Below are 24267 nucleotides of genomic sequence, written 5' to 3' on the forward strand. Positions count from 1 at the left end.
CCGCGATCACGTCTCACCGACATTCAGTTCTGACGTAGGAGAAAAATGCCTCCCAAGGCTCGTGTGACGAAGGTTCGTCGCAAGGAGAAGAAGAACGTCGCCCACGGGCACGCTCACATCAAGAGCACGTTCAACAACACGATCATCTCGATCACGGACCCCACGGGTGCTGTGATCGCGTGGGCCTCTGCCGGCCAGGTCGGCTTCAAGGGCTCGCGCAAGTCCACCCCGTTCGCCGCCCAGATGGCCGCCGAGGCCGCTGCCCGCCGCGCCATGGAGCACGGCATGCGCAAGGTCGACGTCTTCGTCAAGGGCCCGGGCTCGGGCCGCGAGACGGCGATCCGCTCGCTCACCGCCACCGGCCTGGAGGTCGGCGCGATCAGCGACGTCACGCCCACGCCGCACAACGGTGTCCGCCCGCCCAAGCGCCGTCGCGTCTGATCCCGGCCTGAGCGAGAGAGAGAACTAGAAACATGGCTCGTTACACCGGCCCGATCACCAAGAAGTCCCGCCGCCTCAAGATGGACCTCGTCGGCGGCGACAAGAACTTCGAGCTCCGTCCCTTCCCGCCCGGCCAGCACGGCCGTCGCCGGATCCAGGAGAAGGAGTACCTCACCCAGCTCCAGGAGAAGCAGCGCGCCCGCTTCCAGTACGGCGTCATGGAGAAGCAGTTCGTCCGCTACTACAAGGAAGCGGCGAAGCGCCCCGGCAAGACCGGTGAGAACCTTCTCCAGATCCTCGAGTCGCGCCTGGACAACGTGGTCTACCGCGCGGGCCTGGCCCGCACGCGTCGCCACGCCCGCCAGCTCGTGACGCACGGTCACTTCGAGGTCAACGGCGTGCGCGTCGACGTCCCGAGCTACCGCGTGGAGCAGTACGACATCATCACGGTCCGCAAGCAGTCCGTCGAGAGCTTCCCGTTCGAGCTGGCTCGCCAGACGTTCGGCGAGCGTCCCGTCCCGGCCTGGATGCAGGTCGTCGACGGCTCGCTGCAGATCCTCATCCACCAGCTCCCGGTGCGCGCGCAGATCGACTCGCAGCTCACCGAGCAGCTGATCGTCGAGCTCTACTCGAAGAACTGACACCCGCCCCACGTCCGTATGCCGCTGGGCCCGCCCAGCGGCATACGGCGGGGGTCTTGCCTGGGGCCGCGCTCGCAGACAGAGCCGAGCCGGCCCGCCCGGATCACGACCGGGCAGTTTCACGAGGCGTCATATGGCGGTCGCCCGTGGGAAGGAAATGAACAGTGCTCATCGCACAGCGTCCCGTGCTCTCCGAAGAGGTCGTGGTCGACAACCGCAGCCGCTTCACCATCGAGCCGCTCGAGCCCGGCTTCGGCTACACGCTCGGCAACTCCCTCCGTCGCACCCTGCTCTCGAGCATCCCGGGCGCGGCGGTCACCTCCATCCGCATCGACGGCGTGCTCCACGAGTTCACGACCGTTCCGGGCGTGAAGGAGGACGTCACCGAGATGATCCTCAACATCAAGGGCCTCGTCGTCTCCTCGGAGCACGACGAGCCGGTCGTCATGTACCTGCGCAAGCAGGGCCCGGGCGCGGTCACCGCCGCCGACATCACGCCTCCGGCTGGTGTCGAGGTGCACAACCCCGACCTGCACATCGCGACGCTGAACGACAAGGGCAAGCTCGAGATGGAGCTGACCGTGGAGCGTGGCCGTGGCTACGTCTCGGCGCAGCAGAACAAGTCCGGTGACCAGGAGATCGGCCGTATCCCGGTCGACTCGATCTACAGCCCGGTGCTCACCGTGACCTACAAGGTCGAGGCGACCCGTGTCGAGCAGCGCACCGACTTCGACAAGCTCATCGTCGACGTCGAGACGAAGAACTCGATGACGCCGCGTGACGCCATGGCCTCGGCCGGCAAGACGCTGGTCGAGCTCTTCGGCCTGGCTCGCGAGCTCAACGTCGAGGCCGAGGGCATCGACATGGGCCCGTCGCCGACGGACGCCGCGCTCGCCGCGGACCTCGCGCTGCCCATCGAGGACCTGGACCTCACCGTTCGTTCCTACAACTGCCTCAAGCGCGAGGGCATCCACACCGTGGGTGAGCTCGTGGGCCGCAGCGAGGCCGACCTGCTCGACATCCGCAACTTCGGTGCGAAGTCGATCGACGAGGTCAAGGCCAAGCTCGTCGGCATGGGTCTGGCCCTCAAGGACAGCCCGCCCGGGTTCGACCCGTCTGCCCTCGTCGACGGCTACGGCGAGGACGACTACAGCGACGACGACGACCAGTCGTTCGTCGAGGACGAGCGTCTCTGACCAACCGCTTCTTGACCGAGCCCTCGGCGCCCTGCTCGAGAACGGCCTGGTCGGACTTCTAGGAGAAACGAAATGCCCACCCCCACCAAGGGTCCCCGCGTCGGTGGCGGCCCCGCCCACGAGCGGCTGATCCTGGCCAACCTCGCGACGTCGCTCTTCGAGCACGACAAGATCACGACGACCGAGGCCAAGGCCAAGCGTCTGCGCCCGCTCGCCGAGCGTCTCATCACGTTCGCCAAGCGTGGCGACCTGCACGCCCGTCGCCGCGTCCTCACGGTCGTGCGCGACAAGGGTGTCGTCCACCGCCTCTTCGCCGAGATCGCCCCCGACATGGCGGCTCGCGAGGGCGGCTACACCCGCATCACGAAGATCGGCGCCCGCAAGGGTGACAACGCCCCCATGGTGGTCATCGAGCTCGTCCGCGAGCCGCTGTCGGCCAAGAAGGCGACGGTCAAGGAGGCCGAGGCCGCCACGAAGCGCGCTGCGAAGCAGAGCGAGTCGAAGCAGGCCGCTGCCGAGACCAAGGCCGCCGAGGACGCCGAGAAGGCGGAGGCCACCGAGGCCGCCGCTGCCGTCGACGTGCCCGAGGGCGCCGTCGCCGCGAACGAGGACGGCTCGTCGCCCGAGGACGGCTACACCGTCAAGGGCAACGCCGACTCCGGCAAGTACCACGAGCCCGACGGCCAGTGGTACGACCAGACGATCGCCGAGTTCTGGTTCAAGTCGGCCGAGGACGCCGAGAAGGCCGGCTTCACGAAGGCTGGTTCCGGCTCCTGAGCCAGGATCGACTCCCGCGCTCCGGCGCACCCGAGAAGGGCCCCGCACCATGGGTGCGGGGCCCTTCTCGCGCTCACCACCGGTGGGCGACGTCGACGACGAGACGGCGGCCGCCGTCGGCGTCGGTCAGGACGAAGGCCCGCATCGGCAGCCGCGCCCGGACGCCGAGCCCGAAGTCGGTGTAGCCCTCGAAGCTGCCGACGTTCCTCAGCTGGCGGAAGGTGCGCCACCCGGTCAGGGTCGTGGTGCTTGTGGCGAGGGTCGACGGGGCGTCGACGGTGACCTGGATCCTCGCGCCCCCGCTGACGGGCACGGGCAGCCCGCTGCCAGGCGCGGTGACGGCGGAGACGTAGCGGACGTCGTAGCCGAGCGCGCCGCGCCCCGGTGCGAGGTCCAGGACGAGGCGGTCGTAGCAGGGGTGCTGACCGGCACGGGTCCCCGTGACCGAGCCGGTCCACAACCGGGCGGGGCTCGTGGCCTTGGCCAGGGATCCCCAGGTGATGCCGCAGAACGGTGCGGCGGAGGCAGTCGTGCTCGTGGCGGCGACGGCTACGGGCGCGGCGAGGGCGGCGGCGCACGCGGCGACCGCGAGCCGGCGGGTGATGGCGTACATGGAGGTTCCCCCTTCGGACGGGACCGGGCCGGGTCGTCCGGTGCCCCACACGTAAGACGTGCAGGGCCCCGGGAGGGTTGACGGGGGGCCGCCTGGCCGACGTCGACCTGCCGTTAGGCTCGGGCGCCATGAGCGAGTCGAGCGGGCCCACGCTGCGCGTGCGGCTCGACCTGGCCTACGACGGGACCGCCTTCTCGGGGTGGGCGGCCCAGCCCTCGCTGCGCACCGTCCAGGGAGAGCTGGCGGCCGCCCTGACCACGGTGCTGCGCAGTCCCGAGCCCGTCCGCGTCACGGTGGCCGGTCGCACCGATGCCGGCGTCCACGCGCGCGGCCAGGTCGCCCACGTCGACCTCGACCCGCAGGCGTGGGCCGCCCTGCCGGGCCGGTCGGACCGGGAGCCGGGAGCCGCCCTCGTCCGTCGCCTCGGCGGCATCCTCGCCCACGACGTCGTCGTGCGCGGCGCGGTCGTGGCCCCGGACGGCTTCGACGCACGCTTCTCGGCCGTGGAGCGGCGCTACCTCTACCGCCTGGCCGACCCGGACGCCGACCGCGACCCCCTGCGTCGTCACGACACCGTCTGGTGGCGGCGCCCCCTCGACGTCGCAGCCATGGACGATGCGGCGCGCTCGCTCGTCGGTCTGCGGGACTTCGCGGCGTTCTGCAAGCAGCGCGAGGGCGCGACGACCGTGCGCACCCTGCTCGACTTCTCGTGGACCCGGCTGCCCGACGGGGTGCTCGCCGCCACGGTGCGCGCCGACGCTTTCTGCCACTCGATGGTGCGCTCGCTCGTCGGCGCGGTGGTCCCCGTCGGGGAGGGGCGCCGCACCGTGGACTGGCCGCTGTCGCTGCAGGACCGCGCCGAGCGCACGGCCGGGATCCACGTCATGCCCCCGCACGGTCTCAGTCTCGAGGAGGTCGTCTACCCCGCGGAGGCCGACCTCGCCGCGCGGGCCGTCGTCACGCGAGCCCGTCGAGAGCCCGGGTGAGCGGTGTCTCAGGCCCGAGACCGGACCGGCGCCCGTCCGGTCCGTGTGGTTGGATCGTCCGCATGAAGGCCCGCCCCACCCGCGTCGTCTCGGTGGGCGTCCTCACGTTCACGCTGGCGCTGACGGGCTGCTCCAAGGACACGACCGCCTCGCCGCCGTCGGTGTCGAGCACCTCGGCCACCCCCTCGGCTGGCAGCACGTCGGGTGCCACCGGTTCCACCGCGACCGCGGAGGGCGACGAGGTCAGGGGTCGCTCGGGCGGGTTCACCGTCGTGCCCCCCGAGGGCTGGACCGAGGCGACCGACCAGGCCAGCGGCGTCGCCGACATCGACCTCGTGCTGCTCTCGTCGAAGAAGGTCGGCGCCTTCGCCAACAACCTCGTGGTCACCGCGGCCGACGGCGACCAGTCGGTCCTCGACGACGAGCTGGCCAAGGGCCGCCAGCAGCTGGGCGCCGCCGGACGCACCGTCTCCTCGGCGCCCGACAAGACCGTGTCGGGCTCGACGGCCGTCGGCTTCACGACGACGTTCGAGCAGCAGGGCATCAAGGTGCTCGCCCGCTCCTACGGCGTCGCCCGCGGCGGCCGGATCTACCTGCTCACCCTCAGCTCGTCCCAGGCCGACGCGGCCCACGCGATGGCCGAGTTCGACGAGCTGCTCTCGACCTGGGCGTGGACGTAGCCGATGTCGGCGCGCATGAGGACGTCGGTGGCCCTGCTCCCGGCGATCGCCCTGTTCATCGCCCCCGGCCTCGCCGGGTGCTCCGGTGACGCCGCCCCCGCGGCGCCCACCCGGACCGACGTCGGCGTCGTGCACGTGCCGACGTCCGCCGCCCCGACCACCGACAGCGCCGGTCACCGCATCCAGCCGCTGCCGGCCGCAGTGAGTCACGTCGCGATGAGCGATGATCGCGTCCGCGGCATCGACTACAGCTACCTGCAGCCGGTCGGGTGGAGCCGGGCCGACCGCCGCCTCGACCCGCCGCCCGACACCCTCCTGCAGCCCGACGACGACAGCGTGCCGGCCTTCATCGCGGTCGAGCGGCCGATCAAGGTCGGGTCCCACTCCTTGTCGGAGGTGGTCGACGGGCTCCGTGAGGGCTTCGAGGCCAAGGGCCTCGCGCCGATGGCCGCCCCCGAGCGGGAGATCGCCGGCTACCGGGCGATGGGCATCGTCGTCGACCAGTCGGAGCAGGTGCGCCACGTCTACTACGTCGTCCCCTACACCGAGCAGGCCTTCGCGATCCGCCTGACCTACGACCCCGCACACCCGGAGGCCCTCGACGTCTACCGCGCCGTGCTCGACTCCTGGTCGTGGGGGTGACGCGTGCGCGACCTGATGCTTAACCGGGTGACGCGGCCACACGGCATACGTCAGGCTTGACCCTCGTGGGCCACGTCGACGTCAACTCCGTCTCCTTCAGCCTGCCGGACGGCAGGCCGCTCCTCAACGACGTCTCGGTGCGGGTGGGGGAGGGCGCCAAGGTCGCCCTCATCGGCCCCAACGGGACCGGCAAGACGACGCTGACGCGGATCATCGCCGGCGACGTCGCCGCCCACGAGGGCGCCGTGACCCGATCGGGCGGGCTCGGCGTGATGCGCCAGTTCATCGGCAAAGTGCGCGACGACACGACGGTGCGCGACCTGCTCGTGTCGGTGGCGCCCGAGCGCATCCGCGCCGCCGCCGAGGAGGTCGACCGCAGCGAGCTGCTCATGATGGAGCGCGACTCCGAGGACGACCAGATGGCCTACGCCCACGCGCTCGTCGAGTGGGGCGAGGCCGGCGGCTACGAGCAGGAGACCCTCTGGGACCAGTGCACCGTCGCAGCCCTCGGCATCCCGTACGAGCAGGCGCAGTGGCGCAAGGTCACGACCCTCTCCGGCGGCGAGCAGAAGCGGCTCGTGCTCGAGGCGCTGCTGCGTGGCCCGGAGGAGGTGCTGCTCCTCGACGAGCCGGACAACTACCTCGACGTGCCGACGAAGCGCTGGCTCGAGGAGGCGCTCGTCGCCTCGCCCAAGACCGTGCTGTTCATCAGCCACGACCGCGAGCTGCTCGACCGGGTGGCCACCCGGGTCGCGACGCTCGAGCCCGGCGGCGCCGGGGCGACCCTCTGGGTGCACCCCGGCCGGTTCGCGACCTACGCCCAGGCCCGCACCGACCGCAACGACCGTCTCGAGGAGCTGCGCCGTCGCTGGGACGAGGAGCACGTCAAGCTCAAGACCCTCGTGCAGACGCTCAAGGTCAAGGCCAAGTTCAACGACGGCATGGCCTCGCGCTACCAGGCCGCGCAGACCCGGCTGGCGAAGTTCGAGCAGGCGGGACCGCCGGAGGAGACGCCGATGACGCAGTCGGTCACGATGCGCCTCACCGGTGGCCGCACGGCCAAGCGCGCCATCGTCGCGACGGGACTCGAGCTGACCGGGCTGATGAAGCCCTTCGACCTGGAGGTCTGGTACGGCGAGCGGGTCGCGATCCTCGGCAGCAACGGCTCGGGCAAGTCGCACTTCCTGCGGCTGCTCGCGTGCGGTGGCACCGACCCCGAGCGCGAGCACCAGCCCGTCGGTGACGTGCGGCCGGTCCCGGTCGAGCACGCAGGTGTCGTGCGTCTCGGGTCGCGGGTGCGGCCGGGCTGGTTCGCGCAGACGCACGAGCACCCGTCGCTCATGGGGCGCACGCTGCTCGAGATCCTGCACCGCGGCGACGAGCACCGCGAGGGCCGCCCGCGCGAGCAGGCCGCGCGGGCGCTCGACCGCTACGAGCTGGCCCGGTCGGGCGAGCAGCGCTTCGAGTCGCTGTCGGGCGGGCAGCAGGCCCGGTTCCAGATCCTGCTGCTCGAGCTGTCGGGCGCCACGATGCTCCTGCTCGACGAGCCCACCGACAACCTCGACCTCCAGTCGGCCGAGGCGCTCGAGGAGGGTCTCGACCGGTTCGAGGGCACCGTCGTGGCCGTCACGCACGACCGGTGGTTCGCCCGTGGCTTCGACCGCTTCCTCGTCTTCGGCGCCGACGGTCGCGTCTACGAGTCCACCGAGCCGGTGTGGGACGAGGGACGGGTCGTCCGGCCGCGGTGACCCCACCCACGCCCCACGCACGCGCCCGTGCCGCGGGCGGGGGAGCGGAGTAGCGTCGGGGCATGCTGCTGCGAACGCTCGACACCGGAGTCGTCGGCGCCCCGATGGCCGGGGGCCCGTCGACGCCCGAGCTCGTGGCGGCCGTCGGCGAGGCGGGCGGTCTGGGCTTCCTGGCGGCCGGCTACCTCACGGCTCCGCAGCTCGCGGCGGCCATCGCCGAGGTGTGGGACGCGAGCTCGCGACCCTTCGGCGTCAACCTCTTCGTGCCCGCCCAGGCCAACGCGTACGCCGTGGGGCCGGGCGAGCTCACGGGTGCCGAGCGCGCAGAGGCCGTGGCCGCCTACCGCGAGGCCCTCGCGGACGACGCGCGGTCGGTGGACGTCGAGCCCGGGGAGCCGAGACCCGGTGACGACGACGACTGGGAGCGCAAGCTCGACCTCGTCGTGCGCGAGCGAGTTCCGTTGGTGTCGTTCACGTTCGGGCTGCCGAGCACGGCGGTGCTCGGCGAGCTCCGGCGTGCCGGGATCGAGACCGTCGCCACGGTCACCGACGTCGAGGAGGCGGCCGCCGCCCTCGCTGCGGGCGTCGACGGGCTCTGCCTGCAGGGTCCCGACGGAGGGGGACACCGTGGCACCCTCGATCCGGCCAAGGAGCCCTCGGGCACCGACCTCGTCCACCTCGTCGCCGCCGTGCGGTCGCAGACGGACGTCCCCGTCGTCGCCGCGGGCGGCATCTCGACGCCCGAGCGGGCTGCGCAGGTGCGGGCCGCCGGGGCCGACGCCGTGCAGATCGGCACGGCGCTGCTGCTGACACCCGAGGCGGGGACCGGCCTGGCCTACCGGCGTGCGCTCGCCGACCCCGCCCACGAGCGCACCGCGGTGACCCGCGCCTACTCGGGGCGCCTCGCGCGCGGCCTCGAGACCGACTTCCTGCGCCGGCACGACGACCAGGCCCCAGCGGCCTACCCGGAGGTCCACCACCTCACGGTGCCGCTGCGACGGGCGTCGGCGCGGGCCGAGCGGCCCGACCTCCTCGCCCTGTGGGCGGGCACGGGCTGGCGGTCGGCGCGAGCCGTGCCCGCCGCCACGGTCGTCGCCGAGCTCGCCCACTGACAGGTCCACACCGCTCGTCACCGCAGCGGGGCCCTGGGCGCGGTGGGGAGGGTGCGGCATACGCTCGGGGCATGCCCAGTGCCGAAGGAAACCTGACGTGGGTGGCCGCCTCCGAGCGCCCCGACCTGCTCGCGCCGGCGGTCGTGGCGGCGCTCGAGCACGTGCCGGGGGTGCGTGTGGCCCCCATCGACGCGACGCTCGCGGACACGGCGGCCTTCTGTGAGGCCTACGACGTCGCGCCAGAGGCGTCGGCCAACTGCGTCGTCGTCGAGGCACGCCGCGGCGAGGAGACGACGCTGGCCGCCGTCATGGTGCTCGCGACCGACCGGGCCGACATCAACCGCGTCGTGCGCAAGCACCTCGGCGCTCGCAAGATCTCGTTCGCCGACCAGTCGAAGGCGCAGGAGCTGACCGGGATGCAGCAGGGCGGGATCACGCCCGTCGGCCTTCCGGCGGACTGGCCCGTGCTCGTCGACGAGGCGGTCGTCGCGGCAGGTCCGGTCGTCGTGGGTGCCGGGGTGCGCGGCGCCAAGCTGCTGCTCGACGGGTCGGCGCTCGCCGGCCTGCCGACGGCGCAGGTCATCGCCCTCGCCGTGCGCTGACGGCTCGGTCAGCCGGCAACGTCCCAGAGCATCTGGGCGCGCTCGGTCGGCGTCGTGCCGCCCCAGATGCCGAAGGTCTCGGGCACGCGGAGCGCGTGGTCGAGGCACCGCTCGCGCACGGGGCAGCCGGCACACACCATGCGGGCGGCCTCGGTCTGCTCGCGGCGCTCGCGCTGGTCGAGCTCATGGTCGTCGGCGAAGAACTGCTCGACGGCCTTGGTGCGGCACCGACCCTGCTCCTGCCACTCGTACGAGGAGTAGGTGGGGCGCGGAAGGCGAGTGATCGTCATGGCTTCCTCCGTCGGGTCCGGTCGAGCGATCTGATGCCGAACCTACGCAGAACCTACGCATTGCACAAGAGGTCTGCATAAGTTTAGGATCGGGGTGCCCGATCGGCGCCGGAGCGGCCCATGACGGGAATCACCGGCCGCTCCGCCCGATGCGGGCGACCAACGTGAAACGGTGATGATCGACATGAACCCGCAGCCGGCAGTCTCGAGGGAGCCTGGCCAGACGGACCCCGCCGACCCCGAGCCGGGAGAGCGGCAGCCCGAGCTGGGCTGGCCCGTCGGCGCCGTCTCCGAACGACTCGCGATCGCCGCGCCGACGCTCCGCTCCTGGGACCGCAGGCACGGCGTCGGCCCGAGCCTGAGGACGCGCGGCAACCACCGTCGCTACACCGAGCTCGACATCCGTCGCGTGCTGCTCATGTCCCGCCTCACCGCCCAGGGAGTGCCCGCGCAGAGCGCCGCCGACTCCGTGCTCGCGATGGATGCGGCGTCCATCGCCGAGCGGCTCGACGGCGACCGAGGGCTGACCGCCCTCCGGGCCGCTGCCTCCGCCGGCGGTGACGCTGCCGGTGGCGTCGAGAGCGCTGGCGTCGCGGGCCGGGGCGGCGCTCCCGTCGGTGCGCGAGAAGGCCCCGAGCAGGAGGCCATCGACCTCGTCGAGGCCATCGTCGCCGCGGCCCGGACCCTCGACGCGCGCACGATGTCGCTGCTCTACCGCCAGGTGATGCGCCGCCGCGAGGTCGGTCGGGCCTGGGTCGAGGTCTTCGCGCCGGCGCTGCGCCGGGTCGGCGACCTCTGGCAGGAGGGCCGCCTCGGTGTGCAGTCCGAGCACCTGACCAGCGAGCTGCTGCAGTCCGAGCTGCGTGCCGTCGTGCGGGCCAACCGGCTCCGCGTGGCGGGTCTGCCCGTCGTGCTGGCGAGCGCCGACGACGAGCAGCACCACCTCCCCCTGCTCGCGCTGGAGGCCGAGCTCGCCCGTCACGGTGTCGCGAGCCTCTTCCTCGGCCCTCGAGTCCCGTCCGACGCCCTCGTGTCGGCGCTGCGTGAGTCGCAGCCGAGGGCCGTCTTCCTCTGGGCCTCGCTCGCCCGCCCGCAGGACGAGCCGTTCTGGCGGGATCTCGAGGTCATCGACTGGCCCCTCGAGGTCGTCATCGGTGGGCCCGGCTGGCCAGACGGTGTCGCCGGTCCGGGGGGACCCGCGTCGGTGACGCGGGTCGTCGACTTCGACGCGGCCGTGACTGCGCTCGTCCCGAAATCTGCTGGTTCCTTGCGCTGAGACGCGTCCGATCGGCGCAAGATTCCGCAACATCCTGAGCACGAGTGCAAAAAGTTGCAGTTCAGGTCTGGCGTGGTGTCCGACCCGGGCGCTAGGTTCTCCCCGGTGGTCGAGCGTCCAGACGCGGGCGTGAGCGACCCAGCCCACAAAGGAGTGCGCATGCGCCGTCGCCCGGCCCTGTCCGTCGCCAGCATCTCGGCCCTCGTCATGGCGGGACTCGCCGTCCCAATGGCGGGGGCGCCGACCGCCCGGGCCGACGCCCCGCGCACCGCGACGCTCGTCGGCTCGCTGCAGGACGAGCTCGGCTGCAGCGGTGACTGGCAGCCCGACTGCACCGCGACCGACCTCGCGCTCCAGCCCGGCACGACGACGTATGCCGCCGAGTTCCGACTGCCAGCAGGCAGCTACGAGCTCAAGGTGGCGATCAACCACTCGTGGGACGAGAGCTACGGCCAGGGCGGCGGCAACGTGCCGCTCGTCCTCGCCGACGCGGCCACGCTGCGCTTCACCTACGACGACACGACGCACGCCGTCGGGATCGCCCCCACCGACCTGCCCGGCGCGGCCACGAAGGCCGACGCCGCACTCGCCGCCTCGTCGCTGCGGTCGCTCGCGACGAAGGAGCGGTTCTACTTCGTCATGGCCGACCGCTTCGCCAACGGCGACACGACCAACGACCGCGGAGGCCTCACGGGCGGCCCGCTCGCCACCGGCTTCGACCCCACGAACGAGGGGTTCTACCACGGTGGTGACCTCAAGGGCCTGACCGGCAAGCTCGACTACATCAAGGGCCTCGGCACGACCGCGATCTGGCTCACGCCGTCGTTCAAGAACCGCGCCGTGCAGGGCAGCGGCTCCGACGCGAGCGCCGGCTACCACGGCTACTGGATCACCGACTTCACGCGAATCGACCCGCACCTGGGCACGAACGCCGACATGAAGGCGCTCATCTCGGCCGCGCACGGCAAGGGGATGAAGGTCTACTTCGACATCATCACCAACCACACGGCCGACGTCATCTCCTACGACGGAGGCACCTACACCTACGTGAACAAGGCGACGACCCCCTACAAGGACGCTCAGGGCAAGGTCTTCGACGACGTCGACGTCGCCGGGTCGCCCGACTTCCCGAAGATGGACCCGGCGACGTCGTTCCCCTACGTGCCCGAGGTCGCCGACGCCGACAAGGACGTCAAGGTCCCGGCGTGGCTCAACGACACGACGCTCTACCACAACCGCGGTGACTCGACGTATGCCGGCGAGTCCTCGACCTACGGCGACTTCTCCGGTCTCGACGACCTCTTCACCGAGAACCCCATGGTCGTCACGGGCATGGAGGACATCTACAAGTCCTGGGTCGACTTCGGCGTCGACGGCTTCCGCATCGACACGGTCAAGCACGTCAACATGCAGTTCTGGCAGGCCTTCTCGCCGGCGATCCTGAAGCACGCCGAGGCGATCGGTAACGACGACTTCTTCATGTTCGGCGAGGTCTACGACGGCAACCCGGCCTACACGAGCGAGTTCACGACCAAGGGTGCGCTGCCGGCGACCCTCGACTTCGGCTTCCAGGGTGCGGCCCTCGGCTTCGCGCAGGGCAAGGCGACGACCGGCATGCGCGACCTCTTCGCCGGCGACGACTACTACACCGACACCGACTCCAACGCCTACGAGCTGCCGACCTTCCTCGGCAACCACGACATGGGCCGCATCGGCGCGATGCTCCTCTCGGGCGGCGCCACGGGCGACGACCTGCTGGCCCGCGACCGGCTCGCCACGTCACTGATGTTCCTCACCCGAGGCAACCCCGTCGTCTACTACGGCGACGAGCAGGGCTTCACCGGCCCGACGAGCGACTTCGGCGACAAGCGTGCCCGCCAGGACATGTTCGCCACGCAGACGCCGATCTACCAGGACGACGTCCTCGTCGGCAGCAGCAAGACGGCGGGCACCGACGCGCACTACGACACGTCGGCCCCGCTCTACCGTGAGATCACGGCGCTCTCGGCGCTGCGTGCGGCCAACCCCGCGCTCGCCGACGGCGCCCAGGTCCACCGCTACGCGTCCGACGCCGCCGGCATCTACGCGATCAGCCGTATCGACAAGGCGGCCAAGCGCGAGTACGTCGTCGTCGCCAACAACGCCACGACCGCCAAGACCGCGACCTTCTCCACCTACTCGGCCGGCTCGAAGCTCGTGCCGCTCCTCGGGGCCACCTCCGACCTTCGGGCGGCCGCCGACGGCCGGGTCACGGTCACCGTCCCGCCGCTGTCCGTGGCGGTCTACCGCGCGAACAGCACCATGGCACAGCCGACCTCGGCTCCCGCGGTCTACCCGACGTCCCCCAGCGCCGGCGGCGTCGTGGGTGGCCGCGCCGAGATCGGTGCGGCGCTGCCCGGCAACAGCTTCGCGGAGGTCTCCTTCCTCCAGCGCCCCGTCGGCACGTCTGCCTGGACGCCGCTCGGCACCGACGACAACGCGCCCTACCGCGTCTTCCACGACGTGTCCGGCCTCGCCAAGGGCACGCTCGTCGAGTACCGCATCGTGGCCAAGGACCTCGCCGGTCACGTCTCGGCGACCTCCACGTACGGCATCGTGGGCGAGCCCGAGACGTCGGGCGGTGGCGGCGGCGGTGGCGTCGGCCCCGTCACGCAGCCGGACCACGTCAGCGTCCCCGGCAACCACAACTCCGAGATGGGCTGCCCGGGAGACTGGCAGCCTGACTGCGACCAGGCCCAGCTCGCCCTCGACGCGAAGGACGACATCTGGAAGGGATCCTTCGACTCGATCCCGGCCGGTGACTACGAGTACAAGGCCGCGATCAACAAGTCGTGGGACGAGAACTACGGCGCGGGCGCCCTCAAGGGTGGCGGCAACATCCCCTACACGGCCCCGGGCGGCAAGGCCGTCAACTTCTACTACGACCACCGCACGCACTGGGTGACCAGCGACGCGCAGGGGCCGATCATCACGGCCCCAGGCAGCTTCCAGAGCGAGCTCGGCTGCCCCGGCGACTGGGCGCCCGACTGCATGCGCTCGTGGCTGCAGGACCCCGACGGTGACGGCACCTACGTCTTCACCACCGACCAGATCCCTGCCGGTGCGTACGAGTTCAAGGTCGCGGTGGGCCTGTCGTGGTCCGAGGCCTACCCGGCCAACAACGTCGCGTTCTCGGTCCCGTCCGACGGCGTGCTGACCACCATCACCTACAAGGCCTCGACCCACGAGGTCACGGTCAAGACCTCCAAGGCGGGGGCGGCACCGGACCTCACGAAGTCCAAGGCGTACATCGTCGGTCCCGACCTCGTCGCCTGGCCGGCCTCGGCGCTGCCGGCCGGCACCGACCCCGCGACCCTCGACTGGCGCCTGCACTGGTCGGCCGACGGCGGCCTCGCCGTCGACGCCGAGGCCGTCACCGGCGGCTCCGTCGCGAGCCTGACCCGCGATCCGGCCGGTTTGCCCGCCTCGCTCGTGGCCGCCCACCCGGAGCTCGCCGGAGCCGTGGCCCTGCGCCTCGACAAGGCGACGGCCAAGCTGATGCCCGAGATCCTCAAGGGCCAGGTCGCCGTCGCGATGTACGGATCGACGGGTCAGCTGCTCGACGCCACGGGGGCGCAGGCAGCCATCGCGCTCGACGCGCTGTATGCCGCGTCGGCCCGCACGCGCACCTATGGCGTCGGCTTCGCAGGCTCCGGCCGGGTCGACTTCAGCCTGTGGGCCCCGACCGCCCAGCAGGTCACCCTCCTGACGTGGCCGGCCGGGAGCGCCGACCAGCCGCTCGACACCGCCCGTCGCACGGCGATGACGCGCGACGGCGCGGGGGCCTGGAGCACCTCGCTCGGGTCGTCAGCCCGCAACGCCCGCTACCTCTACGAGGTCAAGGTGTGGGCGCCGTCGACGGGCAAGGTCGAGACCAACGTCGTCACCGACCCGAGCTCGGTCGCGTTGACGCTCAACTCCACCCGCTCCGTCGCGGTGGACCTGCGTGACCCGACGTTCATGCCGTCCGCGTGGCGCACGACCCCCTCGCCGACGCTCGCGCAGGACGTCGACTCGACGATCTACGAGCTGCACATCCGCGACTACTCCATGTCCGACGCGAAGGTCCCGGCGGCCCTGCGCGGCAGCTACCTCGCCTTCGCCACCGACGGTGACGGCCGGGCCCACCTCAAGGCGCTCGCCAAGGCCGGCCTCAACACCGTGCACCTGCTGCCGAGCTTCGACATCGCCTCGATCGAGGAGGATACGTCCAAGCAGCAGACACCGCAGTGCGACCTCGCCTCCTACGCTCCCGACAGCGAGGAGCAGCAGAAGTGCGTCGGCGCGGTCGCGTCCAAGGACGCCTTCAACTGGGGCTACGACCCCTACCACTACAGCGTCCCGGACGGGTCGTACGCGTCGAGCACCACGGCGGCCGACGGCGGCACCCGTGTGGCCGAGTTCCGCACCATGGTCGGTGCCCTGCACCAGGACGGCCTGCGGGTCGTGCTCGACCAGGTCTTCAACCACACGGCGCAGTCGGGCCAGGGTGACAAGTCGGTGCTCGACAAGGTCGTCCCCGGCTACTACCACCGCCTCAACGCGAGTGGCGCGGTCGAGACCTCGACGTGCTGCCAGAACGTCGCGACCGAGCACGCGATGGGCCAGAAGCTCATGGTCGACTCCGTCGTGTCGTGGGCCCGGAACTACCACGTCGACGGCTTCCGCTTCGACCTCATGGGCCACCACAGCAAGGCCAACATGCTCGCGGTGCGCGCTGCCCTCGACGCCCTGACGCTCTCGAAGGACGGCGTCGACGGAAAGTCCATCTACCTCTATGGCGAAGGCTGGAACTTCGGCGAGGTCGCCAACAACAAGCTCTTCGTCCAGGCGACGCAGGGCCAGCTCGGCGGCACCGGCATCGGCACCTTCTCCGACCGCCTGCGCGACGGCGTGCGGGGAGGCGGACCCTTCGACGAGGACCCGCGCCGTCAGGGCTTCGGCTCCGGTGAGGCCACCGACCCCAACGGTGCGGCGGTCAACGCCGACGCGGACACGCGCCTCGGGAGCGACACCGACCTCGTCCAGCTCGGCCTGGCCGGCAACCTCAAGACGTTCACCTTCCGCAGCCAGAAGACCGGCACGGTCGTCAACGGCACGCAGGTCGACTACAACGGGTCCCCGGCCGGCTACGCCGACCAGCCCGACGAGGTCGTCAGCTACGTCGACGCCCACGACAACGAGACGCTCTTCGACTCGCTGACGTACAAGCTGCCCGTGGCGACGTCGATGCAGGACCGGGTGCGGATGAACACCCTGTCGCTGGCGACCACCGCACTGGCGCAGACGCCGTCGTTCTGGCACGCCGGCGCCGACCTGCTCCGCAGCAAGTCGCTCAACCGTGACTCGTACGACAGCGGTGACTGGTTCAACCGTCTCGACTGGACGGGCGCCGACAACGGCTTCGGCCACGGTCTGCCGCCGCAGGAGCAGAACTCCGCCAAGTGGCCGTTCATGAAGCCGCTGCTCGCCAACCCGGCACTCAAGCCGACCGCGGCCGACGTGCGCAGCGCCGACGCGATGGCACAAGACCTGCTGCGACTTCGCTTCAGCACCAAGCTGTTCCGTCTCGGCAACGCCGCCGCCATCAACGCCAAGGTGTCCTTCCCCGTGTCGGGCACCGCGGACGCGAAGCAGGGCGTCATCGTGATGCGGCTCGACGACACGGTGGGCGCCGACGTGGACCCCGCGCTGCGTGGTGCGGTCGTCGTCTTCAACGCGACGCCCGATGCCGTGTCGCAGAAGGTCACCGGCCTGACCGGCACGGTCCGGCTGAGCCCGGTCCAGGCGAACGGCGCCGACGGCGTCGTCAAGCAGGCGGCATACGACCCGAGCAGCAGCTCGTTCTCGGTGCCCGCCCGCACGGTCGCCGTGTTCGTCCAGCCGAACTGAGCGCACCACCGGTCGGAGGCCGCTCCCCGCGACGCGGGGGCCGGCCTCCGGCGTGCGGTGCGTGCCCTGCCCGCAGCGTCGGCACGGGCATAGGTTGGACCGGTGACTGCGACTCCTGACATGACCTACCGGCAGCTCGGCGACAGCGGGCTCACCGTCTCCACCGTCGGCATCGGCTGCAACAACTTCGGACGACGCGTCGACCAGGACGGCACGAACGCCGTCGTGCGCCAGGCCCTCGACAGCGGCATCACCCTCTTCGACACCGCGGACATCTACGGCCTGGGCTCGAGCGAGGAGATGCTCGGTCTCGCGCTGGGTTCAGAACGCGAGAACGTCGTGGTGGCAACGAAGTTCGGCATGGACATGCAGGGGGCCAACGGGCCCGACTGGGGCGTGCGCGGGTCGCGTCGCTACGTCCGCAAGGCGGTCGAGGCGAGCCTGCGCCGCCTCGGCACGGACTGGATCGACCTCTACCAGCTGCACCGGCCCGACCCGCAGACCCCGATCGACGAGACGCTCGCGGCGCTCGACGAGCTGGTCCGCGAGGGCAAGGTGCGCTACCTGGGCAGCAGCAACTTCACGGGCTGGCAGGTCGTCGACGCCGACTGGACCGCGCGCGCCGCCGGGACGCCGCGATTCGTCTCGGCGCAGAACGAGTACTCCCTCCTGGAGCGCGACGTCGAGGACGAGCTCGTGCCCGCGTGCGAGCACGTCGGCGTCGGGCTGCTCCCGTTCTTCCCGCTCGCCTCGGGCCTGCTCACCGGGAAGTACCGCCGCGGCGAGCCGGCGCCCGAGGGCACGCGCCTCGCCGGCATGGCCGACCGGCTGGACGGTGCCGACTGGGACACGATCGAGGCGATCGAGGCGTATGCCGCCCAGCGCGGTCTGCGCCCCATCGACGTCGCCATCGGCGGGCTCGCGGCCCAGCCGGCCGTGGCCTCGGTGATCGCGGGCGCCACCCGCCCCGAGCAGGTCGTCGACAACGTCCGGGCGGGGCTCTGGGAGCCCACCGCCGAGGACCTCGCCGAGCTCGACTGGATCACCACCCCCGCCGTCTGACCCTCCGGCGAGTGAGCGCCCGGCCCCACTCGAGGAGCGCCCGTCCCACGATCGTGGGACTGGTGTGACCGCCTAGTCAGTCGACTGTGGTTGGGCGCTCACTCGACTGGTGCGGGGGCGCTCACTCGACGGTGGCGGGGTGGTGACCGGCGGGTGCCGCAGAGGAGGCGGCACGGGCCTTCTCGGCGCGGAGGGCGTGCCGGTAGAACCAGGCGCCGAGGATGCTGAACGCGCCCGCCGAGACCATGGCGACCTGGGTCGACGTGCGCTCGGCGAGCAGGCCGAGCAGTGGCGCAGCGATGCCGAACGCGACCGAGGCGACCATGGAGTTCATCGACAGCACCGTGGCGCGGTTGCGCGCCTTGGCCTCACGGTGGAGCAGGGCCGAGTGCATCGGGCCGGCCGAGCCGTGCAGCAGGTAGGTCACGCCGTAGGCCGCGATGAGTGCGGCGGGGCCGGCCACGAGTCCCATGACGACGGCACCGAGGCCGTTGAGGATGCGGGCGAGGATGGCGGTGCGGGCCACGCCGATGCGCCGGCTCGTCCACCCGCCGAGGGCTGCGCCGACGGCGAAGACGGCCCAGCCCGCTGCCGCGACGGGACCCATGATGGCGCCGGCGCGCTCCTCGCCGCCGACGAGCTCGGCGAGGCGGATCGGCTGGAAGGTCTCGAAGACGATCATCGCGACCGACCAGAAGAGCTCGACGGTGACGATGCCACGGAGCACCGCGTTGTGGCGCAGCATGCCCAGTCCCTCACGGACGACGGCGGGCGACTCCTTGGCGGACGCCAGGGCGCGACGGGCACCGGAGGTGTCGAGGTGCTCGGCGGAGCGGGGCTCGCGCAGCAGGACGAGGACGGCGACGAGGTGCACGACGTTGAGCGTCACGAAGACGGCGACGGGGAGCATCAGCGCAGAGGCTCCGCTGATCGGGTGCCACCAGACGAGGCCGCCCGAGATCAGGGCCCCGGCCGCGATGCCGACGCCCAGCACCGTGCCCTGCGCCGCAAGGGCGCCGTCGACGTCGGCGCCCGGCGTCGTCGCGTGGACCGTGTCGACGAACCACGCCTCGAGCGGACCGGAGTCGAGCGCTCGGAAGATGCCCGTCAGCACGGCGGCGACGAAGAAGGCCCAGAACGAGTGCGCGACGAGCAGGATGCCGCTCGCGAGGACGTTGACGGCGGCGGAGACGACGAAGACGGGCCGCCGTCCGAAGGCGTCGGCGAACCCGCTCGTCGGCAGCTCCAGGGCGAAGATCGTCAGCCCGGCTGCGGACGAGATCGTCATCGCCTGGGCGACGGTGAGCCCGCGCTCGAGCTGCCACAGCGTGAGCAGGCCGACCACGAGGCCGACCGGGAACCAGCGGGTGAAGGTCAGCGTGAGGAAGACCCGGCGTGCGGCGGTGGGGGAGAGGACGGCATACGCGCGTGGGGTGCTCATCGTGACGACTCCGGGGTGGTGGGCGGACGGTCGAGGTCGAGGGGGTAGGCGAAGGCGTAGACCGCGATGCGTCGGGCCTGCGGGTTGCCCTGCCCGACGCGGCGGTAGCGCTCGATGAGGTCCCACATCTCCTCGCGCATCGCCTCGAGCGACTCGGCGGTGACGAGGACCGCGGCGTCGCTCGACCCGCACGCGTCCTGCCAGGCGCTGGGCCACGTCGTCGAGACGTCGAGCCACTTGTCGTACTGCTCGCTGAAGTGGCGCGCGTAGTCGCGGGTCAGCCAGTTGAGGGCGGTCTCGGAGTCCTCGTCGCCCTCGAAGTCGCTCGGGTGCCACGAGTGGTACTCCGAGCTCGCGCGCCAGAGGCGACGCTTGCCCTCGCCCTCCTCGGTGTCGTGGACGAGGCCGACCGACTCGAGCTTGCGCAGGTGGTAGCTCGTGGCGCCGGAGTTGGTGCCGAGGAGGGTGGCGAGGTCGGTCGCGGTGGACGGGCCGTGCCGGCGCAGGGCGCCGAGCAGGCGCGAGCGCAGCGGGTGGGCGAGCACGCGCACGCTCTCTGGGGTGAGCCAGACGTTCTCGTCGTCGGAGGGCCCGGTCGTTGCCGGAGTGGGGGGCGTCGCGCGGTCCTGTGCAGCCATAGTGTGCATAATACCTGTGCACACTTCATGTGCACAAGATCTCTGCACGATGGGTTCTGAACGGCATCGGTGCAGGTCAGGCCTTGTTTTCGGCCGCGATGCACCTGATTTGGGCACGAGGACCCGACCCCGTAACATGGATCAAGTTGTGCACCGGGCCGTCAGGCGAACCCACCATCCCCACCACGTGGACGGGGTGGGCGACGCGGACCGAGCCCAGCGGCATTCACTGCTCCACCATTTTCAGAAGCGAAGGCAGACTCCATTGCGCACGTACACCCCGAAGCCCGGCGAGGTCACTCGCACGTGGCACGTCATCGACGCGACCGACGTCGTGCTCGGCCGTCTCGCGAGCCAGGCCGCTGTCCTGCTGCGGGGCAAGCACAAGCCGCAGTTCGCGCCGCACGTCGACACCGGTGACTTCGTCATCATCATCAACGCCGACAAGGTCGCCCTCACCGGTGCCAAGCTCGAGCAGAAGAAGGCCTACCGCCACTCGGGCTTCCCGGGCGGTCTGCGGTCGACCTCCTACACCGAGCTGCTCGCCAAGAGCCCCGAGAAGGCCGTCGAGAAGGCCATCCGCGGCATGCTCCCGAAGAACTCGCTGGCCCGCCAGCAGCTCTCCAAGCTCAAGGTCTACCGCGGTGCCGAGCACCCGCACGCGGCCCAGCAGCCCGTCCCCTTCGAGATCACCCAGGTTGCGCAGTAAGCCCTCCGGCTGCTGCGTAGAAAGCGACAAGACACGTGACTGACATCGTGAACGAGGAAGTCCTCGACACCGACGAGCCCGAGCTGACCGAGTACACCTCGGAGTCCGACGGCACCGTTGCCGGCGAGCCGAAGCGCGCCCGCCAGGTCTCGACCCCCGGCGCTGCGACCGGCCGTCGCAAGCAGGCCATCGCCCGCGTCCGGATCGTCCCGGGCACCGGCGAGTGGAAGATCAACGGCCGCACGCTCGACGCGTACTTCCCCAACAAGGTGCACCAGCAGATCGTCAAGGAGCCCCTGACGCTGCTCGAGCTCGACGGCTCCTACGACGTGCTCGTCCGCGTGCACGGCGGTGGCCCCTCCGGCCAGGCCGGCGCGGTGCGCCTCGGCGTCGCCCGCTCGCTCAACGGCGTCGACGAGGAGCTGAACCGTCCCGCTCTCAAGAAGGCCGGCTTCCTCACCCGTGACCCCCGCGTCCCGGAGCGCAAGAAGGCCGGTCTCAAGAAGGCCCGCAAGGCGCCCCAGTACTCCAAGCGCTGATGCTTCGGCTGGCGCCGAGCATCACCGCTTGGCTCCAGTCGCGCCGAGTCTGCTGACCCAGCCGGGCACACGAAGGCCCCCGAGCACTGCTCGGGGGCCTTCGTCGTCCCCGATGGCGTATGCCGTCGGGCCGGGTCGGTGACGCGTCAGCCCACCGTCACGTGGCTGAGGTCGCACCGGTTGGTGTCGTTGGACCACGTCGCCTGCATCGCGAAGCTGCCGGAGGTCGTCGAGACGTTGCCGGCGCCGCCCGCGCTGCCGGGCGAGATCCACGCGCACTCGTCGGCGTTCTCCTGGCCGGAGTAGGTGCGCGACGTCGTGTTGGTCCAGCCGCCGGCCGGGTTCTGGTCGGTGATGGTCTCGGCGTACTCGTGGCCCTCGACCATCGAGTAGCCGTCGTCGGTGCCGGCCGCGCCGGCGTTGACGAAGTTCTGGCCGCAGCTCGTGCCCATGTCCATGACGTAGGGCATGTTGGTGAAGGCGATGTCACCGTAGGGGCTGGCGGACCCGACGTAGGGATCGCCGTTGTAGTCGTGCCAGGCGCAGAACTGGCCGGACGAGGTGTTGAAGCCGTCCGGGTGCGTGCCGGTGGGGGACAGGACGACGTACTGCGCGTCGCGGTTGCTCGCCGCGGTCGTGTTGCCGAAGTGCGCTGCCGCGCGGACGGCTTCGTCGCCGAGCTGCTTGGCCGTGGCGTTCGCCGGCGCGGCGACCGACGGGTCGTACCAGACTCCTGCGAGCGCTCCACCGGTCGGGTACAGCACGTGGGCCGCGCCCGCGGGACAGGACGTCGCGCCCTTGGCCACGAGCGGTCCGTCGCAGTACTGCGTCATGACACCTGACCAGGCCTCGCCCCCCGTGCCCAGGCCCTTGAAGAGCTTCTGGACCACGGGAGCGCCCGCCTTGGGATCTCCGGTGAAGGTGAGGTTGCCACCGGCGTCGGTCCCCTGGGTGCCCCACTGGCTGCCGTAGAAGACGAGGTAGACCTTCTCGGCGCCGCCGCTCGTGACGCCGATCCCGTCGACGCCGCCGCCGTAGGAGAGGGTCTTCGACTGGGTCGGCCTGGCGCCCTTGGTCTGGGCCTCCCAGCGGTGCATCTGGGTGTTGAGCTCGCGGGTCGGCACCGCGCCGTGACGGTAGGGGTGGCCGTAGGCCGGTGAGTACGGGTTGGTCACCCCACCCGCCGACGCTGCAGGTGCGGGCGCGGACGGCGCCGCGTCGGGGGTGGCGGCGGACGCGCCGAGCGCGGTCGCCAGGCTCAGGACCGTGGCGGCCGTGGCGGTGGCTGCAGCCACGCGCCGTGAACGTCGAGTGCTCATCGAGTTCCTCTCTGGGACGGATCCGGAAGGCCGGTCGGTGGCGGCTCCCGGGGGTGGGCACATCGTCGCGGCGCGCGTCTGGGAAGTGGATGGGTGCGACCTGCCAGTTCCCTGCCACTTTCGCGGCATCGTCTGGCGGGAGTGTCCCGGTTCACCCCATTTCGGTCCGGCCGGATGGCCGTTCGGCGCCGGGGCGGTATCGTCGTGCGAGCACATCACCCGGCCCAGGGCCGGACCCACCCGGAAGGCACACAAGCGTGGCTCGACTCTTCGGCACGGACGGCGTCCGTGGTGTGGCGAACAAGGACATCACCGCCGAGCTCGCGCTCGACCTCTCCGTCGCCGCGGCGCACGTCCTCGGTGAGGTGGGCGCCTTCAACGGGCACCGCCCCGTCGCGGTCGTCGGGCGCGACCCGCGCGCCTCGGGCGAGTTCCTCGCCGCCGCCACGGTGGCCGGCCTCGCCTCGGCCGGCATCGACGTGCGGGACGCAGGCGTGCTGCCGACCCCGGCGATCGCCTACCTCGTGGCCGAGCAGGACGCCGACCTCGGTGCCATGCTCTCGGCGTCGCACAACCCCATGCCCGACAACGGCATCAAGTTCTTCGCCCGGGGCGGGCACAAGCTCGCCGACGACCTCGAGGACCGCATCGAGGCTCGCCTGCGGGACGAGTGGCAGCGCCCCACCGGCGGCGACGTCGGCCGCATCATGCCTCTCGTCGACGGCGCCGACCGCTATGTCGCCCACCTGCTCTCCGTGCTGCCGCACCGCCTCGAGGGCCTGCACGTCGTCATCGACACCGCGCACGGCGCCGCGTCGGAGGTGGCTCCCCGGGCGTTCCGCGAGGCGGGGGCCACGGTCACCGTCATCGGTGGGGAGCCTGACGGGCTCAACATCAACGACGGCTACGGCTCGACGCACCTCGAGCACCTCAAGGAGACCGTCGTCGCGTCCGGTGCCGACTTCGGGATCGCGCTCGACGGTGACGCCGACCGCTGTCTCGCTGTCGACGCGGCCGGGCACGAGGTCGACGGCGACCAGATCATGGCGATCCTCGCGCTCGCGATGAAGGAGCAGGGTGTGCTGCGCGGCGACACGCTCGTCGCGACGGTCATGTCCAACCTCGGCATGATCCAGGCCCTCGGCGGCGCCGGCATCAAGGTCCTGCAGACCGCGGTCGGTGACCGCTACGTCCTCGAGGGCATGAAGTCCGGCGGCTACGCCCTCGGCGGCGAGCAGTCCGGCCACGTCGTCATGCTCGACCACGGCACGACGGGCGACGGCACCCTCACCGGGCTGATGCTCGCCTCCCGGGTCGCCGCCACGGGCCGCACCCTCGCCGACCTCGCCGGCATCATGACCCACTTCCCGCAGGTGCTCGTCAACGTCAAGGACGTCGACAAGTCCGCTCTCGAGGCCAACGCCGCCGTCGCCGACGCCGTGCGCGCCGCCGAGGGGGAGCTCGGCGAGAGCGGGCGGGTCCTGCTGCGCAAGTCCGGCACCGAGCCGGTCGTGCGCGTCATGGTCGAGGCCGCCGACGGCGACCAGGCCCGCACCCTCGCCGACCGGCTCGTCGGGGTCGTCCGGGCCGAGCTGGCGCTCTGAGCCGGCCGGACGGCATACGC

Annotated in this window: 21 protein-coding genes; 16 read left to right on the top strand and 5 right to left on the bottom strand. The window is 71.4% G+C overall.

Features of this window, described 5'->3' with window-relative positions; all coding sequences use genetic code 11:
- The first annotated feature begins 45 nt into the window (after positions 1-45).
- The 4 genes from rpsK (at position 46) to rplQ (ending at position 3055) form a co-directional block, all read left to right on the top strand.
- Positions 46-441: a 30S ribosomal protein S11 gene (gene rpsK, locus ASD90_RS06035; protein ID WP_020143208.1), complete on the top strand. Its 396-nt coding sequence runs from the start codon at positions 46-48 to the stop codon at positions 439-441.
- 32 nt (positions 442-473) lie between these two features.
- On the top strand, positions 474-1082 hold the full coding sequence (rpsD, locus tag ASD90_RS06040; RefSeq protein ID WP_045191881.1) for a 30S ribosomal protein S4: 609 nt from the start codon (positions 474-476) through the stop codon (positions 1080-1082).
- A gap of 164 nt (positions 1083-1246) precedes the next feature.
- Positions 1247-2278, top strand: coding sequence for a DNA-directed RNA polymerase subunit alpha (locus ASD90_RS06045; protein ID WP_056752840.1), 1032 nt, complete (start codon positions 1247-1249; stop codon positions 2276-2278).
- Positions 2279-2350: 72 nt separating this feature from the next.
- Complete coding sequence (gene rplQ, locus ASD90_RS06050; RefSeq protein WP_056752842.1) at positions 2351-3055, top strand: 50S ribosomal protein L17; 705 nt, start codon at positions 2351-2353, stop codon at positions 3053-3055.
- A gap of 73 nt (positions 3056-3128) precedes the next feature.
- Here the strand turns inward: rplQ and ASD90_RS06055 are convergent, their stop codons facing one another.
- Positions 3129-3668 (bottom strand): hypothetical protein, encoded by a 540-nt coding sequence (locus tag ASD90_RS06055; protein WP_056752845.1) that lies wholly within the window; start codon positions 3666-3668, stop codon positions 3129-3131.
- Positions 3669-3796: 128 nt separating this feature from the next.
- Between ASD90_RS06055 and truA the strand changes: the two genes are divergently transcribed.
- The 6 genes from truA to ASD90_RS06085 all read left to right on the top strand — a co-directional run bounded on the left by truA (position 3797) and on the right by ASD90_RS06085 (position 9438).
- Complete coding sequence (gene truA, locus ASD90_RS06060; RefSeq protein ID WP_056752849.1) at positions 3797-4654, top strand: tRNA pseudouridine(38-40) synthase TruA; 858 nt, start codon at positions 3797-3799, stop codon at positions 4652-4654.
- Positions 4655-4716: 62 nt separating this feature from the next.
- Positions 4717-5334 carry a hypothetical protein gene (locus tag ASD90_RS06065; RefSeq protein WP_056752852.1) on the top strand — a complete coding sequence of 206 codons (618 nt, stop codon included), beginning with the start codon at positions 4717-4719 and terminating at the stop codon, positions 5332-5334.
- 15 nt (positions 5335-5349) lie between these two features.
- Positions 5350-5976 carry a hypothetical protein gene (locus tag ASD90_RS06070; protein ID WP_157623011.1) on the top strand — a complete coding sequence of 209 codons (627 nt, stop codon included), beginning with the start codon at positions 5350-5352 and terminating at the stop codon, positions 5974-5976.
- Positions 5977-6041: 65 nt separating this feature from the next.
- Positions 6042-7724 (top strand): ABC-F family ATP-binding cassette domain-containing protein, encoded by a 1683-nt coding sequence (locus ASD90_RS06075; RefSeq protein ID WP_056752858.1) that lies wholly within the window; start codon positions 6042-6044, stop codon positions 7722-7724.
- A 62-nt stretch (positions 7725-7786) separates the two neighbouring features.
- Complete coding sequence (locus ASD90_RS06080) at positions 7787-8836, top strand: nitronate monooxygenase (RefSeq protein ID WP_056752860.1); 1050 nt, start codon at positions 7787-7789, stop codon at positions 8834-8836.
- A gap of 71 nt (positions 8837-8907) precedes the next feature.
- Entirely contained in the window at positions 8908-9438 is a 531-nt protein-coding gene (locus tag ASD90_RS06085; protein WP_056752863.1) for a YbaK/EbsC family protein, read from the top strand.
- Positions 9439-9446: 8 nt separating this feature from the next.
- On the opposite strand, the gene ASD90_RS06090 is transcribed toward ASD90_RS06085, so the two are convergent.
- On the bottom strand, positions 9447-9728 hold the full coding sequence (locus ASD90_RS06090; RefSeq protein WP_056752866.1) for a WhiB family transcriptional regulator: 282 nt from the start codon (positions 9726-9728) through the stop codon (positions 9447-9449).
- 175 nt (positions 9729-9903) lie between these two features.
- Here ASD90_RS06090 and ASD90_RS06095 point away from each other — a divergent pair, with 175 nt between their 5' ends.
- The 3 genes from ASD90_RS06095 to ASD90_RS06105 all read left to right on the top strand — a co-directional run bounded on the left by ASD90_RS06095 (position 9904) and on the right by ASD90_RS06105 (position 17997).
- Positions 9904-11004 carry a MerR family transcriptional regulator gene (locus tag ASD90_RS06095; RefSeq protein ID WP_056752869.1) on the top strand — a complete coding sequence of 367 codons (1101 nt, stop codon included), beginning with the start codon at positions 9904-9906 and terminating at the stop codon, positions 11002-11004.
- Positions 11005-11163: 159 nt separating this feature from the next.
- Positions 11164-16935, top strand: a complete 5772-nt coding sequence (gene pulA, locus ASD90_RS06100; protein ID WP_056752873.1) for a pullulanase-type alpha-1,6-glucosidase — start codon at positions 11164-11166, stop codon at positions 16933-16935.
- A 120-nt stretch (positions 16936-17055) separates the two neighbouring features.
- Positions 17056-17997: an aldo/keto reductase gene (locus ASD90_RS06105; RefSeq protein ID WP_056752876.1), complete on the top strand. Its 942-nt coding sequence runs from the start codon at positions 17056-17058 to the stop codon at positions 17995-17997.
- A gap of 121 nt (positions 17998-18118) precedes the next feature.
- Here the strand turns inward: ASD90_RS06105 and ASD90_RS06110 are convergent, their stop codons facing one another.
- On the bottom strand, positions 18119-19438 hold the full coding sequence (locus ASD90_RS06110; protein WP_056752880.1) for an MFS transporter: 1320 nt from the start codon (positions 19436-19438) through the stop codon (positions 18119-18121).
- Entirely contained in the window at positions 19435-20076 is a 642-nt protein-coding gene (locus tag ASD90_RS06115; protein WP_056752883.1) for a helix-turn-helix domain-containing protein, read from the bottom strand. The genes ASD90_RS06110 and ASD90_RS06115 overlap by 4 nt, the downstream gene beginning before the upstream one ends.
- Positions 20077-20341: 265 nt before the next feature.
- Here ASD90_RS06115 and rplM point away from each other — a divergent pair, with 265 nt between their 5' ends.
- Both rplM and rpsI read left to right on the top strand, forming a co-directional pair.
- A complete protein-coding gene (gene rplM, locus ASD90_RS06120) occupies positions 20342-20785 on the top strand; it encodes a 50S ribosomal protein L13 (RefSeq protein ID WP_020143191.1) in 444 nt (147 codons plus the stop codon).
- 35 nt (positions 20786-20820) lie between these two features.
- Positions 20821-21324 (top strand): 30S ribosomal protein S9, encoded by a 504-nt coding sequence (rpsI, locus tag ASD90_RS06125; RefSeq protein WP_056752885.1) that lies wholly within the window; start codon positions 20821-20823, stop codon positions 21322-21324.
- Between the two features lie 146 nt (positions 21325-21470).
- Here the strand turns inward: rpsI and ASD90_RS06130 are convergent, their stop codons facing one another.
- Positions 21471-22619: a hypothetical protein gene (locus ASD90_RS06130; RefSeq protein WP_056752888.1), complete on the bottom strand. Its 1149-nt coding sequence runs from the start codon at positions 22617-22619 to the stop codon at positions 21471-21473.
- Between the two features lie 281 nt (positions 22620-22900).
- Here ASD90_RS06130 and glmM point away from each other — a divergent pair, with 281 nt between their 5' ends.
- Positions 22901-24247: a phosphoglucosamine mutase gene (glmM, locus tag ASD90_RS06135; protein ID WP_056752890.1), complete on the top strand. Its 1347-nt coding sequence runs from the start codon at positions 22901-22903 to the stop codon at positions 24245-24247.
- Positions 24248-24267 lie beyond the last annotated feature (20 nt).

Origin of the sequence: Terrabacter sp. Root181, from assembly GCF_001428505.1 — a bacterium.
Taxonomy (GTDB): Bacteria; Actinomycetota; Actinomycetes; order Actinomycetales; family Dermatophilaceae; genus Terrabacter.